Below are 15,830 nucleotides of genomic sequence, written 5' to 3' on the forward strand. Positions count from 1 at the left end.
AATGTGAATAACCCTGCCGAAATATGCCGGGACCGGAGGATAAATGGAAAATATGAACGGAGCCTTGATGATAGGCATCGCTTTTGCGCTTGTACTTCTGATTGCAGCCATGCGTAGCAAAACGGAGCTGTTGATTAATTTTATTATGCGCGCCGTACTGGGGACGCTGGCAATTTATTTTATCAATATGTTTTTGCAGTCACAGGGCTTTTCCTGGCGTGTGGGAATCGGACCCTTCAGTATTATTGCGTCAGGACTGCTCGGGCTGCCGGGGGTGGCGCTGCTGTATGGGATCAATGTGGTTTCTATGCTGTAGGAGGTTTTTTGACACCTGGAAACTCAGTGTTTTCCAGGTGTTTTCGGCTTTTTTATTTTTTTTATTGTGACACCTTTGGAACATTTTAACAAAAATGATTTAATTTACGTAACCCTATTTACAAAATGGAAACCATGTTTTATACTTCATTTTACCAATCGGAAATATCTAATTTTCTTTTGCGGTATCTGTTTTCAGGCAGAACCGTGTATCAATTTCTGGCTGTTGAATCAGCATTTTCATTTTTCCATCATTTTTATTTTATTCAGGGGAACAACGGAGAGTGGGATTTTACTGCGTATTTTATGAAAATACCCTTTCCATGTGAACCGGGAGGTGTTATTGAAAAAGAATATTTTGGCAGTATGTGACAGAGAGCAGGAATTCGCCTGTCATCTCACGGATTATCTCAGCCTGCTGACGGCAAAGGACGGATTTCCCTTTGAAGTGCAGGTCTTTACCAGCCCGGACAAGCTGAAGCAATTCTGTAAAGACAGCCGCGTTTCCTTTCTGCTGATTACAGAATCCGTATATCGCTTGGAAACGGACTGGGAGGCGGATCAGATTCTGATACTTGAGGAATGCGGGGAGGGGCCGCCTGGCCTGGACACCGTGAACAAGTATCAGTCCATGGACAATATTGTCCGCAGAATTATGGAAATAGCCGCAGACAGAGGAATTCTTCCTCCGGCTACACGTTCTCAGAGGCTGGGGAACGTACAGCTCATCGGAATCTACACACCGGTAAGACGGTGTCTCCAAACCACATTTTCTTTCACTCTTGGGCAGCTTCTCGCCCGCAGACACAAAGTGCTTTATCTGAATTTTGAAAGCTATTCCGGGCTGGCGCGTATGCTGCAGCGGGAGTTTCGAACCGATTTGTCGGATCTGATTTATTTCCTGCATAACGGTGACGGCAGATTTCCTTACAGGCTGGAAGGAATGGTACAGAAGGTGAACGGACTTGACTTCATCCCCCCTGTTTTTTCCTGCATGGACTTGCAGAGAGTGGAAAAAGAGGAGTGGCTGCAGCTTTTTGAAGAACTGGAATTGACAGGAAGATATGAATATATTCTTCTTGATTTATCGGAAGCCATACAGGGGCTTTTCGATATCCTGAAGCTGTGTACCAGGGTCTATACCATTACCAGGGATGATGGTTTTGCCGCGGCAAAACAGGAGCAGTATGAAGAGCTGCTGCGCTGTCTTGACTGCGAGGAAATACTGGAAAAGACGAGGAAATGCAGACTGCCTCTGTTCCGTCAGCTGCCGGCGGGGTTGGAGAATATGACCCGGGGCGAACTGGCCGTACTGGTACAGGAACTGATAAGAGAGGACTGGAAGGAAGAATAGATGCGTCACAGCCATATGTATTTCAGACAGATGAATGACTGCAGGTTCGCACGGATAAGAGCAGGCAGAAGGGAGGGTACCGGCAGATGGAACAGGAAAAATATCTGGCAGTAAGGGATGGGATTAAGCGGGAGCTTCTTTCAGACATGGACTTTACCAGGGAGATGTCGGATGAAGAGATACAGGATGCCATAGCTGACCGGCTGCGGGCAAGAGAATTCGCCGGCAGGCTCAATGTATATGAACGGGCCAGGATGGGAAAGGAGCTGTTTTTCACCATTCGGGGTCTGGATGTGCTGCAGGAGCTGATTGAGGATGAACAGGTAACAGAGATAATGATCAACGGGATGGAAGGAATCTTTGTGGAGAGAGCAGGCAGGCTTTTTGCCTGGCCCTGCGGCTTTGAATCAGGAGAGAAGCTGCAGGATGTCATACAGCAGATCGTGGCAGGCTGCAACAGGGTGGTGAACGAAACCTCCCCAATCGTGGATGCCAGGCTGGAAAATGGTTCCAGAGTCAATGTAGTGCTGGGTCCCATTGCTCTTAACGGGCCGGTGGTAACCATAAGACGTTTCCCGGAACAGCCTATTGGTATGAGAGAGCTGCTGGCAATCGGATCCATCAGCGAGGAAGCATGCAGCTTTCTGGAGAAGCTGGTAAAGGCCAGATACAATATTTTTATCAGCGGGGGCACAGGAAGCGGCAAGACCACATTCCTGAATGCACTGGCAGGTTTTATTCCTGCAGATGAACGGCTGATAACCATTGAAGACAGTGCGGAGCTGCAAATCCGGGGGATTCCCAATCTGGTCCGGATGGAAACAAGGAATGCCAATGTGGAAGGCTGCCAGCCCATTACTATCAGAGATCTGATTAAAACCTCTTTGAGGATGCGGCCGGACAGAATTATTGTCGGTGAGGTCAGAGGGGGAGAAGCGGTGGATCTGATTGCCAGCGCCCTGAACTGCGGACATGACGGATCGATGTCAACCGGCCATGCCAACAGCGCCCAGGATATGCTGATGCGGCTGGAAACCATGATGCTGATGGGAATGGAAATTCCGCTTCCCGCAATACGCAGGCAGATAGCTTCCGGCGTGGATATTATTGTACACCTGGGAAGGCTGCGTGACAAAACAAGAAAAGTGCTGCAGATAGCAGAGGTTACAGGCATTGAAGACGGGGAAATCCGGCTGTCTTCCCTGTTTTCCTTTGAGGAAGAGGGAGAGACGTCCGGCAGTGTACAGGGAAGACTGATAAGAAAGGAGAAGCTGCTGCATGAAGATAAACTTAAAATGGCGGGTTTTGGATCTGCATAACCGGAAAAAAGAAGAGAAGGAAAAGGAGCATGCGCCGGATTATCGGAAATATACCTTTTCAAGGAAGGAAATTCTTCTTTACGGCGCACAGGGAGTCGGTATCGCCGCATTGCTTGCATGGTTTTTCTATCATTCCTTCTGGGCTGTGCTGCCGCTGTCGCCTCTGATTCTGTTCACATTTAAAGAAACGGAAAAAACGCTCATTCGCAGACAGAGACAACGGCTGGCAGATCAATTCAAAGACACAATTTTGTCTGTCGCAGCAGGGCTGCAGGCCGGATACTCCATTGAAAATGCCTTCCTTGAAGCGGGAAAAGATATGGAACGTCTTTATGGTGATGACAGTCTGATGGCAAAAGAGCTTCGCTTTTTCAGGAAGGGACTCAGAAATCATGTGCCGCTGGAGCTTTTGCTGGCGGATTTGGGAATCAGAAGCGGGGAGCCGGATATTGAGGATTTTGCAGAGGTCTTTTCCATAGCAAAGAGAAGCGGAGGCAATCTGAATGATATTATACGCCGCAGCGCAGCCGTAACAGGGGAAAAGATTGAGGTTAAACAGGAAATTCAGACGCTGCTGTCATCCAGAAGATATGAACAGAAAATTATGAATATGGTACCGTTTTTAATCATGGCTTATCTGCAGCTGACTTCCAGAGGCTTCTTTGACTGTCTTTACTTTAACGCTGCCGGCATTCTTATTATGACCGGCTGTCTGGCGGTATATCTGGCCGCATTTTATTTATCCAGGAAAATAATAGAAATAGAGGTGTGACATATGTGGGTTATTTATGCAGGCATCATTGCAGGAATTATTGTGCTGCTTCTGATAAGCAGGAGTACTAAAGCGGATGCGGATGCCGATATGCCGGCGCCCTGCCGCCTGTTTCTGAAGCCCGCTGCATGGCTGGAGGAACGTCTGCTGAGGCTGAGGCAGCATCTGAAAATGGAAAAGGAACCGGCATCGAGGCTGCAGCTGAAGGAGGATATGGAAATCCTGTATCCCCGTAAAGCGAAGGAACGGCTGAAAAGCTACAATACGGGTAAGCTGAGTACCGTTCTGTTCCTCATATCCATAGGGGCTTTGCTGTCAATGGCATTTTACCTGTCCGCATTTATGAATAAGAAGCTGTCGGAGGATGGCTGGCTGCAGAGGAATTCCTATGGAAAAGGAAGTCTCCGGGTAGAATTGGAAGCGTGGGAGGGAAAAAAGAAGGAAGAACTTCAGCTGGAGGTCCAGGAGAGAGAATATACCAGTAAGCAGCTGGAAGAAATGCTTCCGGAGGTCAGGAAAGCTCTTGAAAATGAGGTGAGAGGTGATAATTCCACACTGAATGAGGTATCAAAAGACCTTAATTTTCCTTCCTCACTTCCTGGATACCCTTTTCAGATTACCTGGGAGTGCGGTAATTATGAGCTGATTCACAGTGACGGAAAGGTAACAACAAAGCAGCTTGGCGAAAAGGGAGAAATTACGGAGCTTCGGGCGATCCTTACCTGCGGGGAGGAACAATGGGAAGAGATATTTGCCGTCAGAGTATGCCCTCCTGCACTCACAGAGGAGGAGCGGTTCCGAAAGCTTCTTGAAGAAACTGCGGTTAAGAGGGAAAAGGCATCCAGGCAGGAGGAAGGCTTTCTGCTTCCTGAAAGGGTGGAAATGCGGCAGATTTCCTGGAAGGAAAAAATTACGGATAACAGCATTCTTCTTTTTGCATTGTTTGTCGCTGCCGGGTGCATATTATATCGCCTTCAGGATCGGGATTTAAAGAAAAAACTGGAACAAAGAGAGGAACAGCTTCTGCTTTCCTATCCTGAGTTCATAAGTAAGCTGGCGCTTCTGATGGGAGCGGGGCTTCCCATCCGCTCCGCTTTTCAGAGAATGGCCGCGGATTATCAAAACAGAAAAACAAGAAAGCAGGAGCTTATATACGTATACGAAGAACTCACCCTGACCTGCCGGGAAATGGAGAGCGGAATAACGGAAGCACAGGCTTACGAACATTTTGGGCAGAGATGCCGCCTGACTCAGTACAGAAAATGTGCCGCGCTGCTTTCCCAGAATCTTAAAAAGGGAGCTTCGGGATTGCTGCAGGCTTTGCAGCAGGAGGCAGAACACGCTTTTGAAGAACGCAAAAGAAATGCGAGGGAACTGGGAGAAAAGGCGGGAACCAGACTGCTTCTTCCCATGATGCTGATGCTTGTGGTGGTAATGGTACTGATTATGGTGCCGGCATGCTTTTCCTTTGCGGGTATGTAGGAAATAAGGAATTATGAAAGGAGCTGCCTAAAAGGCAGAATGGAGGAATAAATCTATGAAGAAAATTTATTTGCATGCTGTAAATGGTTTTGCGGAAATAAAATCACGAATCAGGAATGTCCTGAGCGGGGAAGAAGGTATGGGTACGGTTGAAGTAATTCTTATCATACTGGTTCTGATCGGACTTGTAATAATCTTTAAGAATCAGCTGACAAGCCTTGTGCAAACCATATTTTCGAAAATAACAAGTCAGGCCGGCAGTATATAGCCGGAAAGGGGAAAGCTGTGCGGAAAGGTTATATTACGGTTTATCTTTCCCTGGTTACGGGAATTCTTCTTTCCCTGCTGCTCACCGTCATAGAAGGTGTACGGATGCATACCATCCGTACACAAACGGAATGTGTGATGGATATAGCCATGGATTCGGCTCTGGCAGAATATCACCGGGAAATGCTGGAACAATATGAACTGTTTTTTATAGATATGTCCTATGGCGGCACTTCGCCGGCCTTTTCCAATACGGAGGAGCATATCAGAAATTATATGAACATGAATTTTCGCCCTTATGAGCTGTTTGAAATTCCGGTCGGGAAGGATCTGACAGGACTTTCTGCAGACGGAGTTGATTTACAGCAGGCGGCAATTGCATCAGATGAAAAGGGAGCGGTACTGAAAAAGCAGGCGATTACGTATATGAAGGATAAATGGGGGCTGGGATTCCTGGAACAGGCGGCCGTAAATGCGGGATTGATACAGACGGGAGGTTTTCTGGGAACAGATGTGGAGCTGCGCAGAAATGAAACCGAAAAACAGGTAAAAGAAGCTATTTTAAATAAAGAAGAACAGGAAGCCGAGGACTGGGAAGGAAAAAATGTGGAGCTGCCCTCAGATGTGGTAAATGAAGCAAGAGGTGAGGGAATCCTGAAGCTGGCTGTTGAAAACAGCGCTTCTCTGTCCAGGGAATCTATTCCGAAGGCGGCGCTTTATACCGGGCGAAGCAATAAAATGGAAGGTACCGGGCTGCCATCAGGAGTAGAACTGCCGTCAGGAGTCTCGGATACATGTCTGTTTCTGAAATATGTTATGGATAAATGCGGTTATTATAATCAGATAAAAGACGGCTCCTCATTTTCCTATCAGGTGGAGTATATCCTGCAGGGAAAGGGAAATGACCTGGATAATTTGCGCGGCATGGCGAATCAGATCCTGCTGGTTAGAGAAGCTGCCAATGTGGCTTATCTGTTCAGTGACGGACAGAAAAAATCAGAGGCCAGAGGAGCTGCACTGCTGATTACAGGGGTTTTGGGTATGCCTGAACTGGAAGAACCCGTAACCCAGCTGATCCTTTTTGCCTGGGGTTATGCGGAGAGCGTAAAGGACTTAAGAATGCTTTTTGATGGTGAAAAGGTGCCTATTATCAAGGACTCAGGAAGCTGGAATACACCTTTCAGCCAGCTTCTGACCTTTCGGGGACATTTATCTGAATATCCGAGGGGGCAGAAGGGACTTGGCTATGGAGATTATCTGCAGGCATTCCTGTTTCTGGAATCCCAGGAGAAGGTAACGGAAAGGCTGATGGATGTTATGGAAGCGGATATCAGACAGACAAAGGGAAACAGCTGTTTTCGGATAGATGGCTGTATGGATGCGATGACGGCAGAGGCCTCCGTATCAAGCGGATATGGATATCAGTATAGTATAAAAAGAGCATATGGATACGATTAAGAAGGGAAGGAGGTGAACAGGGATGCCCCTTTTGTACGGACGCAAAGCAATAAGTAACTGTAAACTAAAAACAACAAAAGTCATGCACTTCCGAACACAGCTTCCTCACACATCAAAAGAACTTCACACATTGCCATATCCCCAGATAAGTCCGGCAAGAGGGGTGTCCCCGTTCACCTCCTTCCCGGACAGGCAGAAAATGAAGGGCTCCATGACAGTGGAGGCATCCCTTGCTGTACCGTTGTTTCTGTTTTTTATAATGAACATATTATCCATCACCTTATTTTTTCACACCTTTGCGACGAATCTGGAGACACTTCATCAACAGGGCAGGCAGCTGTCTATGCTGGCTTATACTGTGGGAGCTGAGGATGAGATGATAAAACTTATCCGTCCGGCACGGGTAAAGCCGGCGGTTCCCATTCTGGCTTATCCGGGAACCACGATAGTAAGCTGTTGCTATATGAGGGCATGGACCGGCTATGATGTGGAGCGGAACGCAGGGGGATCTGAATCAGAGGAGTATGTATATATAACGGAAACCGGAACCGTTTATCACCGGGAAAGGAATTGTACGCATCTTACGCTGTCCATCGAACTGGCGGGAAAGGATGAGGTGGAACAGCTGCGTAATGAATCAGGAGCAAAATATTATCCATGCGAGAAGTGTGGAGGTGATGGTAGCGGGCTGGTTTATCTTACCAGAGAAGGAAACAGATATCATAATACAATTGAGTGCAGCGGACTGAAGAGAACCGTCAGATGTATTCCGTTATCGGAAGCCGGAGGAAGGCCGCCCTGTTCCAGATGCGGATAAAAAGGAGGACAATATGGCAGAAAACATGATATTATGCAGCTTTTTGGGAATCTGCAGCTGTTATGACTGTAAAAAAAGAACGATACCCGGATGGCTTTTATACACTGGCATTCTTCTGGGATTAATTTATGCGGCAATGCTGCTGATTTTGGGACAATACAGCTGGTCTGCTATTCTGACCGGGGTACTTCCGGGAACCTTTATGCTTCTTCTGTGCCATATAACGGAAGGAAAACTGGGAAGCGCTGATGGTATGATGGTAATTCCCATTGGTTTGATGCATCAGTGGCAGAGGTGTACCGCAGAAGTGATTGGAGCATGTCTGCTTACCTTTTTTCTGGCAGCAGTATTGATAATAAGCAGAAAAGGCAACCGGAATACGCAGATCCCTTTTGCACCATTTCTTTGTACAGCCGTGGTTTTGGTGTGGATAATTGAATTGTGTGCGGGAATAGGTGTGGATAACTGAAGTATCCGGAGGAACGGGGAAATTATATGACAAAAGGAAATTGGGAAAAAGATGGGTATATGACTCTGGAGGCCAGTTTTATCATGCCGATTACAGTAATTCTTATTACCGCGCTTATGTATCTTTCTTTCTACCTGTATACCATAGCTTTTCTGAATCAGGCTGCTTATATTGCGGCATTCAGAGCCAGCTTGTGTGACGAGGGGAATGCGGAAGCCGAGGCGGCGGCAGCCAGGGAGCTGGATAAACTGCTTAAGGAAAGCGTACTTCCGATTAAAGGCCTGGAAAAACAAATCAATGTTTCTGCAGTTTCCGTCGGTGTTTCATTGCAGGCCAATCTTGCGCTTCCGGCGCCCGGGCTGCAGCTTATAAGCCAAAAGGAATGGGACATAACAGCAGAGAAGAAGGCGCTGATACGGGATGCCGCCGCTTTTATCCGGGCAGCCAGACGGATTGGTGATTTTATAGAATAATATGTAACAATTCAGGACAGCAGATATATTCAAGAAGATGTGCTGTCCGAATTGATACAATAATACAAAATGGCGGAAGGGAGAAGAAAAATGGTTAAGCCGGTTTACAAGAGAGAATTAAGTCACAGTTATCTGGTTATTGAAGGAATACCCAAAGAAAAGACGGACAGCTATCAGTATAGAATGATATTGAACAACAAAATATCGGGTCTGCTTGAAGCCACTGAACGATATGTGGATGGTAAGGTATGTCTGTATTATGACATCAGTTCACGTCAGTCTCTGGAACAGATGTATGAGTCAGGGAAAATGACCTGTCAGGAGATTTTGGATGTGGTGGACAGCATGTCAGGGTTATTGGGAGGTATGGCCGGATACCTTCTTGAAGAAAGGTTCCTTTTGCTTGAACCGGAATGTATATATATGGATTTGGAAACAGAACGGCTTTGTTTCCTTTACTATCCCTTTGCAGAGAAGGAGAAACCGATCGGCAGCATTTATATGCCGATAGCGGAATTTTTTCTGGAGCATGTGGATCACAGAGAGGAAAAAGCAGTAAGCGCCGCTTATCAGTTTTATAAGATGTCGAAGGCAGAGAGTTTCACTATAGAAAGTTTCCGTGCGCTCCTGGAAAAAGGAGGCGTGGACAGATCGGATACAAAACTGGAAAACAGGTCGGAAAGCGGGCTGGAGATAGGACTGGGGTACAGTCCCGTACGGAGCAGAAGGGGCGAGGCGGCAGCAGAAAAAGGGTACCTTCAGTGGCCGGAGGATGGCTGGGAGAGCCAGATGAGTTTCTATGAAGAACCGGCAGTTTATGAATATGGCAGGACAGCGGGCCCTACAGCGTACGAGGGAACACTGTATAAAGAAAAAAGTATACACTGTACCAGTAATACAGAAACGGAAGCGGACAAAGGTAATACTGGTGAAGAGAGAACACAGGAAAGGAAGAATGGTAAAAGAAATCTGATTGGTTTGGTGGCAGCAGTTCTTATATTTGGGATTATCTGTGGTATTATCTGGTATTTGCAGCCGGAAGGCTCGCTTAAGGCGGTATTCTTTGGAGGTCTTGCCGCAGATGGCATAATTCTTCTTCTGTTTTTATGGAAACTGACTGCGGTAAAGGATGAAAAAAAGGGAAAGGCAGACGTAGAAAGAAAGCAGGAAAAAACGTGGGACAGTTATGCTTGCTGTGAGAAGGAGGTGTACTTTGATGACACTATATTTTCTGCAAACAACATAGGAAGCGTTTATAGCATGAGCGATATACCCGGCAATAGGACCAGAAGTCCCAGACTAACGGGAAAACTGGGGGAACAGGAAATCCGTTTTGCCCTGGACAGTCTTCCGGTAACTGCAGGCAAGATGAAAGGCAGGGTGCAGCTTCTGCTGCCGGATGCTTCTGTTAGCCGTATTCATGCCCGATTCGTAGAAAAGGAAGGCAGGACGGCGCTGATGGATCTGAATTCTACAAATGGCACATTTATCAACGGGATAGGCCTGGAACAAAATGAAACAATGGTTTTGGAAGCGGGAGATGAGGTCCGGCTGGGAAGCGTCATACTACATTACGAGGAATAATATATTCTGGGATTAGGAGTTGGAAATACAGGTGAAAACTATCAAAAACGGTTTATTGACAAGGCTGTACGGAAGTGTTACCCTTTTGGTATTGAGGAATATTTTGGTGAAGAATTAGCAGTATCTGCAGGTTTTATGTCCGTAAGGGACGCAGTAAATACCATAAAACTGGGGGTAACGGGGGTGTATATGGTAAAACGGCAGACTTATCGGTACCAGGATCAGAAATACAAGGATATTCCATGGTGCAGCGCAGTGCTTACAGCTATAAATGTCGTTATTTTTTTGATATGCGAATTCACGGGTGACTGGCTGTATGATGAAGGACAGTTCAGCGTTTTGTATCTGACTCACAGCAGGGAATATTACCGTCTTGTGACATCCATGTTTCTTCATGCTGATATTGGCCATCTGGTTAATAATATGATATTATTGTACTTTGGCGGAGAGATTGTGGAGAAGACAATCGGCAGTTTCAGATACCTTGCCCTGTTTTTTATATCTGGAATCTGCGGAAATCTTCTGTCAGCTGTATATGAGCTGACTACAGGCAACTTTTATTACTCCTTTGGGGCGAGCGGGGCTGTTTTCGGATTGATAGGCGGACTGCTTTACCTGGTCATTACAAAGAAGGGACGGGCGGCTCAGATTTCCATTCAGAGAATGCTTCTTATGATTATATTTTCTCTTTATTCCGGTTTCCGCAGTGTTATGGTGAATAATGCAGCTCATTTAGGCGGGCTGATCAGCGGTTTCCTGCTGACCTTTCTTCTGTGCCATATTGGGAGGAGCATAGGGCATGGCGGCGGAGGCTATGGATATTGAGAAATGGTATTAAGACGGACTGAGGAAACAGGCTTTTGCTTAAAGAGCATAAAAACAGAGAGGATGCCTGCGGGCAGGAAGGAGAATTGTTATGAAGGATGATAACTGTATTTTTTGTAAATTAGCTAATGGAGATATTCCAACGAATACTATTTATGAGGATGAAAAGTACCGGGTAATTCTGGATTTGGGCCCTGCTACAAGAGGACATGCATTAATCCTGCCCAAGGATCATTATTGTGATCTTTATGAGCTTCCGGATGAGGTATGCGGAGAAGTTATGAAGCTGGCTAAAAGAATGGCGGCCAGGATGACCGAAAGGCTGCAGTGCAGCGGGTTTAATCTGGTTCAGAACAATGGAGAGTCCGCAGGACAGACGGTACGTCACTTTCATCTGCATTTGATTCCCAGATATGATGATGATAAGCAGAACATCAACTGGATACCTCAAGAACCCTCACAGGAAGAGCTTGAAAATATCCGTAAGACAATTTGCGGTGAATAAAAGCGGTCCGCCGGGGAAGCTTCATTATCTTCCCCGGCAGGCCGCAATCCTATTTGCCTTTTCCTGCCTTATTTTCTTCTACAATTCCATCCAGCAATTCTGTAATTGTTTTGGTCGCATTCATCTGCTGGCTTTTTCCCATTGCATTAATATAGGTCTGACGGTTAAAGTAAAGTTCCTGTACTTTCTCAACCAGAAGATCAGGGCTTAAATAGTCTTCATCTATAACCATACTGTATCCCTGAGTTTCAAAGGAGCGGGCATTCAGTATCTGATCTCCACGGCTGCTTCCTGCGGAAAGCGGAATCAGAAGATTAGGCTTTTTCAGGGCGAGAAGTTCACAGATAGCATTTGCTCCGGCTCTGGATACCACTACATCAGCCATGGCAAACACATCCTTCAGCTCAGCTTTCAAATATTCAAATTGTGCATATCCGGATTGGTTGAGCAGCAAGTTGTCAATTTTCTCATGACCGCAGATGTGCACTATCTGAAAATCATTGAGCAGCTTTGGCAGAGCCTCACGAACAGCCTGATTGATGGAAGCAGCGCCAAGGGAACCGCCTATTACCATAAGTACAGGCTTATTGGCAGTAAAATGACACAGCTCCAGTGCGGCAAGCTTATTTCCTTTGGATAGTTCATCACGGATAGGAGAGCCTGTAAGTACAGCTTTTTCCGTGGGAAGATTGTGCAGCGTTTCGGGAAAATTGCAGCATACCTTTGTAGCAACCGGGATACAGAGCTTATTAGCGAGTCCCGGTGTCATATCTGATTCGTGGATAACACAGGGAATCTTCAGGGAGGATGCTGCGCGGACTACAGGGACGGATACAAAACCGCCTTTGGAAAATACAATGTCCGGGCGGATTTCCTTCAAATATTTTCTTGCCTCTCCATATCCCTTTATAACGCGAAAGGGATCCGTAAAGTTCTTTAAGTCAAAATAGCGCCGGAATTTTCCGGTGGATATTCCGTAGTAGGGGATGTCATAATCCTCTATCAGTTTTTTCTCCATTCCATTGTAGGAACCGATGTAGGAAATTTCATAACCGAGCTGTGACAGCCTTGGCAGCAGGGCAATATTTGGCGTAATATGACCGGCGGTGCCACCGCCGGTAAGAACGATTTTCTTTGACATGAATTAGCCCCCTAGCTGAATTATTAATTTGCGGTTCCCACAATGGATTCCAGTGCCACAGCCAGCTGATCAGGGCAGGATGTGGGCTTGAAGCCGCATTTGATTCCTTTCAGACGGGAAATTGCCTCTTTTGCGGGCATTCCTTCCACCAGGCGGGAAATACCCTGGAGATTACCATTGCAGCCTCCCGTAAAATGTACAGATTTGATGATTCCATTATCCAGTTCAATGTCTATTGCGCTGGAGCAAGTGCCTTTTGTTCTGTATTTCATAATATGCCTCCAAATTAAACAATATAAATTCAATATCCGAATTATATCAAAAATCCTCCTTTGTTACCAGTATTTTCACAATAAATCCGCGATTATGGCAGATTGAGGCGTAATTCTCCGATCGATTCCCGGCCTGTCCGTATTGTGGCAGGCGGTTCAATCTCCTATAATACTATTCACAAAGGAACCAAAAAAGGCTGGTCTCACAGCTGCAGAAGCAGAACAGGGGACGGGAGGCTGTCTGATACGGACAGCAGATTGGAGGAGAGTATGACTTCGTTTGTGGAAAATAAAGAACTGGTGGCTATGACAATTATATTGCTATTATTGAGCATATTATGCAAGTTTATAACAGGAATTTTTCTGAATACGCTGATAAGGGAGGCTGAAAACATGTCCTCAACGGAAAACAAGGTGCTTAAGCAGTGTAAGATTAAATTCCGTAACTGTTACAAGCTCAATGACGGAGTTCCCAACATACCGGTTTTTGTGGACAAGTTTTTAAATCGGATTCAAATATGGAAATTTTCCATGGACGGGCTGTCCCATTTTGCCGGGCAGCTTATGATGCTTTCGGTATTTTTTGCAGGGGCGGGGGCGTGTAAGGGGATTATTGACGGAAAAACACTGGGGGAAATCCTTCCGTTCTATCTTATGAGCTTTCTGGGATTGTATTTGTATTTCAGCGTTTCAGGCCTGGTGGATGTACATGGGAAAAAGGCTGCGCTTAAGACCAGTCTGACAGACTATCTGGAAAATCATATGGCGGCCAGGCTTTCATTACTGGATGAGTCGGAATGGCTGGCCGGAGCCGAAGTCAGGAGCGTATCGGCCGGAGGTGCCATACTCCGGGAAATGGAGAGTATAGGGGAAGAACAGGATAAAATACAAGCGGAAGCAGAGCAGACAACAGTAAAACAATCGGCGGGAAAACTGATAGCTGCGGAGCTAAAGGAAAAAATACGGCCGGAAAGAGTGGAGACAATGGAAAAGAGCCCGGCGGAAACTCAGATGGAGGAACAGATTTTTACCAAGAATCAGGAAAAAGAACTGGAAGAGCTTCTGAAGGAGTTTTTTGCATAATACAGTACTGCTGGCAACAGCAGAAAAAACGCAGAATTCAGAAAACCGTATTCTTAATAAAAAAGGAAAAAACGAGGAAAAACAAGGCTTCTTATAAAAACTCTTGAAAATAAAAACCAACTTTGCTACACTAAGAACGGAAATTGAGCGAAATTGCAGGTTTTCTGCGATGGCTGCGGTTATATCTATTTGTTTGCTGCCAAGTGCAGCAGAATTGGAGGATAAGCAGATGAGCAAAGTGACTTTTGATTATTCAAAAGCAGCACCTTTTATCGGTGCGCATGAAGTAGATTTTATGAAAAAACAGGTGATGGATGCCAGGGAACTTCTGGTTTCCAAGACCGGTGCGGGAAATGATTTTCTTGGCTGGATCGATCTGCCGGTTGATTATGATAAGGAAGAGTTTGACAGAATTAAAAAAGCAGCGGCTAAAATCCAGAGTGATTCAGAAGTGCTTCTGGTTATCGGAATTGGTGGTTCTTATCTGGGAGCAAGAGCTGCAATTGAATTTTTAAGACACAGCTTCTATAACAGTGTAAGCAAGGAGATTAGAAAAACTCCTGAAATTTATTTCGTTGGAAATTCCATCAGCTCTACATATATCAGGCATTTGATTGATGTGATTGGGGACAGAGACTTTTCTATTAATATGATCTCTAAGTCCGGTACTACTACAGAGCCCGCAATTGCATTCCGTGTATTCAAGGAAATGATGGAAAAGAAATACGGCAAGAAAGAAGCTGCCGGAAGAATTTATGCAACCACAGACCGTGCGAAGGGCTCCCTGAAGGGACTGGCAACGGAAGAAGGTTACGAAAGCTTTGTTGTTCCGGATGATGTGGGAGGACGTTTTTCCGTTCTGACTGCAGTAGGTCTGCTTCCTATCGCAGTAAGCGGTGCGGACATTGACAAGTTAATGGAAGGTGCAGCTGATGGACGCAAGAAAGCGCTGGAGGCTGAATACGAAGATAATGACGCACTGAAGTATGCGGCTGTCCGCAATATCCTTCACAGAAAAGGAAAATCAGTGGAAATCCTGGCTAACTATGAGCCCAGTGTTCACTATGTATCCGAGTGGTGGAAGCAGCTGTACGGTGAAAGCGAAGGAAAGGACCAGAAGGGTATTTTCCCGGCAAGCGTTGACCTGACGACAGATCTGCATTCTATGGGACAGTTTATTCAGGACGGTTCCCGTATTATGTTTGAGACGGTTATCAATGTAGAGACATCCAGAGAAGAAATCACCATCAATGAAGAGCCTGTGGATCTTGACGGATTGAATTATCTGGCAGGGAAGAGTGTTGATTTCGTTAACAAGAGCGCGATGAACGGAACCATCCTGGCTCATACGGATGGTCAGGTTCCTAACCTGATGATCGACGTGCCTGAGGTGAACGAGTTCTATCTGGGCCAGCTGTTCTACTTCTTTGAGTTTGCATGCGGAGTCAGCGGATATCTGCTTGGCGTAAACCCGTTTAACCAGCCTGGCGTAGAAAGCTATAAGAAAAATATGTTTGCGCTGCTTGGAAAACCGGGATATGAAGCGCAGAGAGAAGAGCTTCTGAAGAGACTGTAAAAAACAGCCCGTTTCGGAGCAGAAAAATAAATAAGAAGCCGTAAAAAGGTATTAAGCTGCGAAAGGGTGTGCAAATTATTCAAATCACGCCCTTTCGTTTTTTTAGCCATATTATTTT

18 protein-coding genes are annotated in these 15,830 nt (G+C 46.0%); 15 read left to right on the top strand and 3 right to left on the bottom strand.

Going from position 1 to position 15,830, the window contains the following annotated elements; translation table 11 throughout:
- The first annotated feature begins 43 nt into the window (after positions 1-43).
- From HMPREF1548_RS08445 to HMPREF1548_RS08480, 7 genes are all read left to right on the top strand, one after another.
- Positions 44-316: a pro-sigmaK processing inhibitor BofA family protein gene (locus HMPREF1548_RS08445; RefSeq protein WP_021635555.1), complete on the top strand. Its 273-nt coding sequence runs from the start codon at positions 44-46 to the stop codon at positions 314-316.
- A gap of 342 nt (positions 317-658) precedes the next feature.
- Complete coding sequence (locus HMPREF1548_RS08455; RefSeq protein ID WP_035321596.1) at positions 659-1,669, top strand: P-loop NTPase family protein; 1,011 nt, start codon at positions 659-661, stop codon at positions 1,667-1,669.
- 86 nt (positions 1,670-1,755) lie between these two features.
- Complete coding sequence (locus HMPREF1548_RS08460; RefSeq protein ID WP_021635558.1) at positions 1,756-2,988, top strand: TadA family conjugal transfer-associated ATPase; 1,233 nt, start codon at positions 1,756-1,758, stop codon at positions 2,986-2,988.
- On the top strand, positions 2,948-3,760 hold the full coding sequence (locus tag HMPREF1548_RS08465) for a type II secretion system F family protein (RefSeq protein ID WP_021635559.1): 813 nt from the start codon (positions 2,948-2,950) through the stop codon (positions 3,758-3,760). The genes HMPREF1548_RS08460 and HMPREF1548_RS08465 overlap by 41 nt, the downstream gene beginning before the upstream one ends.
- A 3-nt stretch (positions 3,761-3,763) precedes the next feature.
- The gene (locus HMPREF1548_RS08470) at positions 3,764-5,242 is read left to right on the top strand and encodes a type II secretion system F family protein (RefSeq protein ID WP_021635560.1); all 1,479 of its coding nucleotides are present in this window, start codon (positions 3,764-3,766) and stop codon (positions 5,240-5,242) included.
- 55 nt (positions 5,243-5,297) lie between these two features.
- A complete protein-coding gene (locus HMPREF1548_RS08475; RefSeq protein ID WP_021635561.1) occupies positions 5,298-5,510 on the top strand; it encodes a Flp1 family type IVb pilin in 213 nt (70 codons plus the stop codon).
- A gap of 17 nt (positions 5,511-5,527) precedes the next feature.
- Entirely contained in the window at positions 5,528-6,967 is a 1,440-nt protein-coding gene (locus tag HMPREF1548_RS08480; protein ID WP_035321597.1) for a DUF5702 domain-containing protein, read from the top strand.
- A gap of 123 nt (positions 6,968-7,090) precedes the next feature.
- Here HMPREF1548_RS08480 and HMPREF1548_RS29420 read toward each other — a convergent pair whose 3' ends face one another.
- On the bottom strand, positions 7,091-7,234 hold the full coding sequence (locus HMPREF1548_RS29420) for a hypothetical protein (protein WP_154465326.1): 144 nt from the start codon (positions 7,232-7,234) through the stop codon (positions 7,091-7,093).
- A 76-nt stretch (positions 7,235-7,310) separates the two neighbouring features.
- On the opposite strand from HMPREF1548_RS29420, the gene HMPREF1548_RS08485 reads away from it, so the two are divergent.
- The 6 genes from HMPREF1548_RS08485 (at position 7,311) to HMPREF1548_RS08510 (ending at position 11,640) form a co-directional block, all read left to right on the top strand.
- On the top strand, positions 7,311-7,784 hold the full coding sequence (locus HMPREF1548_RS08485; RefSeq protein ID WP_117530825.1) for a hypothetical protein: 474 nt from the start codon (positions 7,311-7,313) through the stop codon (positions 7,782-7,784).
- Between the two features lie 13 nt (positions 7,785-7,797).
- Positions 7,798-8,253: a prepilin peptidase gene (locus tag HMPREF1548_RS08490; RefSeq protein WP_021635564.1), complete on the top strand. Its 456-nt coding sequence runs from the start codon at positions 7,798-7,800 to the stop codon at positions 8,251-8,253.
- Between the two features lie 26 nt (positions 8,254-8,279).
- Complete coding sequence (locus HMPREF1548_RS08495) at positions 8,280-8,726, top strand: TadE family protein (protein WP_021635565.1); 447 nt, start codon at positions 8,280-8,282, stop codon at positions 8,724-8,726.
- A 90-nt stretch (positions 8,727-8,816) separates the two neighbouring features.
- Positions 8,817-10,310 carry a DUF6382 domain-containing protein gene (locus HMPREF1548_RS08500; RefSeq protein WP_035321598.1) on the top strand — a complete coding sequence of 498 codons (1,494 nt, stop codon included), beginning with the start codon at positions 8,817-8,819 and terminating at the stop codon, positions 10,308-10,310.
- Positions 10,311-10,499: 189 nt separating this feature from the next.
- Positions 10,500-11,135 carry a rhomboid family intramembrane serine protease gene (locus HMPREF1548_RS08505; RefSeq protein ID WP_044914428.1) on the top strand — a complete coding sequence of 212 codons (636 nt, stop codon included), beginning with the start codon at positions 10,500-10,502 and terminating at the stop codon, positions 11,133-11,135.
- A gap of 85 nt (positions 11,136-11,220) precedes the next feature.
- Positions 11,221-11,640, top strand: a complete 420-nt coding sequence (locus tag HMPREF1548_RS08510) for an HIT domain-containing protein (RefSeq protein ID WP_331491288.1) — start codon at positions 11,221-11,223, stop codon at positions 11,638-11,640.
- A 49-nt stretch (positions 11,641-11,689) separates the two neighbouring features.
- On the opposite strand, the gene murG is transcribed toward HMPREF1548_RS08510, so the two are convergent.
- Both murG and HMPREF1548_RS08520 read right to left on the bottom strand, forming a co-directional pair.
- The gene (gene murG / locus HMPREF1548_RS08515) at positions 11,690-12,781 is read right to left on the bottom strand and encodes an undecaprenyldiphospho-muramoylpentapeptide beta-N-acetylglucosaminyltransferase (protein ID WP_021635569.1); all 1,092 of its coding nucleotides are present in this window, start codon (positions 12,779-12,781) and stop codon (positions 11,690-11,692) included.
- Between the two features lie 23 nt (positions 12,782-12,804).
- Complete coding sequence (locus tag HMPREF1548_RS08520; protein ID WP_021635570.1) at positions 12,805-13,053, bottom strand: TIGR03905 family TSCPD domain-containing protein; 249 nt, start codon at positions 13,051-13,053, stop codon at positions 12,805-12,807.
- Between the two features lie 270 nt (positions 13,054-13,323).
- On the opposite strand from HMPREF1548_RS08520, the gene HMPREF1548_RS08525 reads away from it, so the two are divergent.
- Positions 13,324-14,136: a hypothetical protein gene (locus HMPREF1548_RS08525; RefSeq protein ID WP_021635572.1), complete on the top strand. Its 813-nt coding sequence runs from the start codon at positions 13,324-13,326 to the stop codon at positions 14,134-14,136.
- 229 nt (positions 14,137-14,365) lie between these two features.
- On the top strand, positions 14,366-15,712 hold the full coding sequence (locus tag HMPREF1548_RS08530; protein WP_035321600.1) for a glucose-6-phosphate isomerase: 1,347 nt from the start codon (positions 14,366-14,368) through the stop codon (positions 15,710-15,712).
- Positions 15,713-15,830: the final 118 nt, after the last annotated feature.

The organism is Clostridium sp. KLE 1755, from assembly GCF_000466465.2.
GTDB classification, from domain to species: Bacteria; Bacillota; Clostridia; order Lachnospirales; family Lachnospiraceae; genus Eisenbergiella; species Eisenbergiella porci.

Bases quoted from the DNA above. Each gene is read 5' to 3' on its own strand.
- HMPREF1548_RS08445 (WP_021635555.1), top strand. From the start codon at position 44: ATGGAAAATATGAACGGAGCCTTGATGATAGGCATCGCTTTTGCGCTT.
- HMPREF1548_RS08460 (WP_021635558.1), top strand. From the start codon at position 1,756: ATGGAACAGGAAAAATATCTGGCAGTAAGGGATGGGATTAAGCGGGAG.
- HMPREF1548_RS08465 (WP_021635559.1), top strand. From the start codon at position 2,948: ATGAAGATAAACTTAAAATGGCGGGTTTTGGATCTGCATAACCGGAAA.
- HMPREF1548_RS08470 (WP_021635560.1), top strand. From the start codon at position 3,764: ATGTGGGTTATTTATGCAGGCATCATTGCAGGAATTATTGTGCTGCTT.
- HMPREF1548_RS08475 (WP_021635561.1), top strand. From the start codon at position 5,298: ATGAAGAAAATTTATTTGCATGCTGTAAATGGTTTTGCGGAAATAAAA.
- HMPREF1548_RS29420 (WP_154465326.1), bottom strand. From the start codon at position 7,234: ATGTTCATTATAAAAAACAGAAACAACGGTACAGCAAGGGATGCCTCC.
- HMPREF1548_RS08485 (WP_117530825.1), top strand. From the start codon at position 7,311: ATGCTGGCTTATACTGTGGGAGCTGAGGATGAGATGATAAAACTTATC.
- HMPREF1548_RS08490 (WP_021635564.1), top strand. From the start codon at position 7,798: ATGGCAGAAAACATGATATTATGCAGCTTTTTGGGAATCTGCAGCTGT.
- HMPREF1548_RS08495 (WP_021635565.1), top strand. From the start codon at position 8,280: ATGACAAAAGGAAATTGGGAAAAAGATGGGTATATGACTCTGGAGGCC.
- HMPREF1548_RS08500 (WP_035321598.1), top strand. From the start codon at position 8,817: ATGGTTAAGCCGGTTTACAAGAGAGAATTAAGTCACAGTTATCTGGTT.
- HMPREF1548_RS08505 (WP_044914428.1), top strand. From the start codon at position 10,500: ATGGTAAAACGGCAGACTTATCGGTACCAGGATCAGAAATACAAGGAT.
- murG (WP_021635569.1), bottom strand. From the start codon at position 12,781: ATGTCAAAGAAAATCGTTCTTACCGGCGGTGGCACCGCCGGTCATATT.
- HMPREF1548_RS08520 (WP_021635570.1), bottom strand. From the start codon at position 13,053: ATGAAATACAGAACAAAAGGCACTTGCTCCAGCGCAATAGACATTGAA.
- HMPREF1548_RS08525 (WP_021635572.1), top strand. From the start codon at position 13,324: ATGACTTCGTTTGTGGAAAATAAAGAACTGGTGGCTATGACAATTATA.
- HMPREF1548_RS08530 (WP_035321600.1), top strand. From the start codon at position 14,366: ATGAGCAAAGTGACTTTTGATTATTCAAAAGCAGCACCTTTTATCGGT.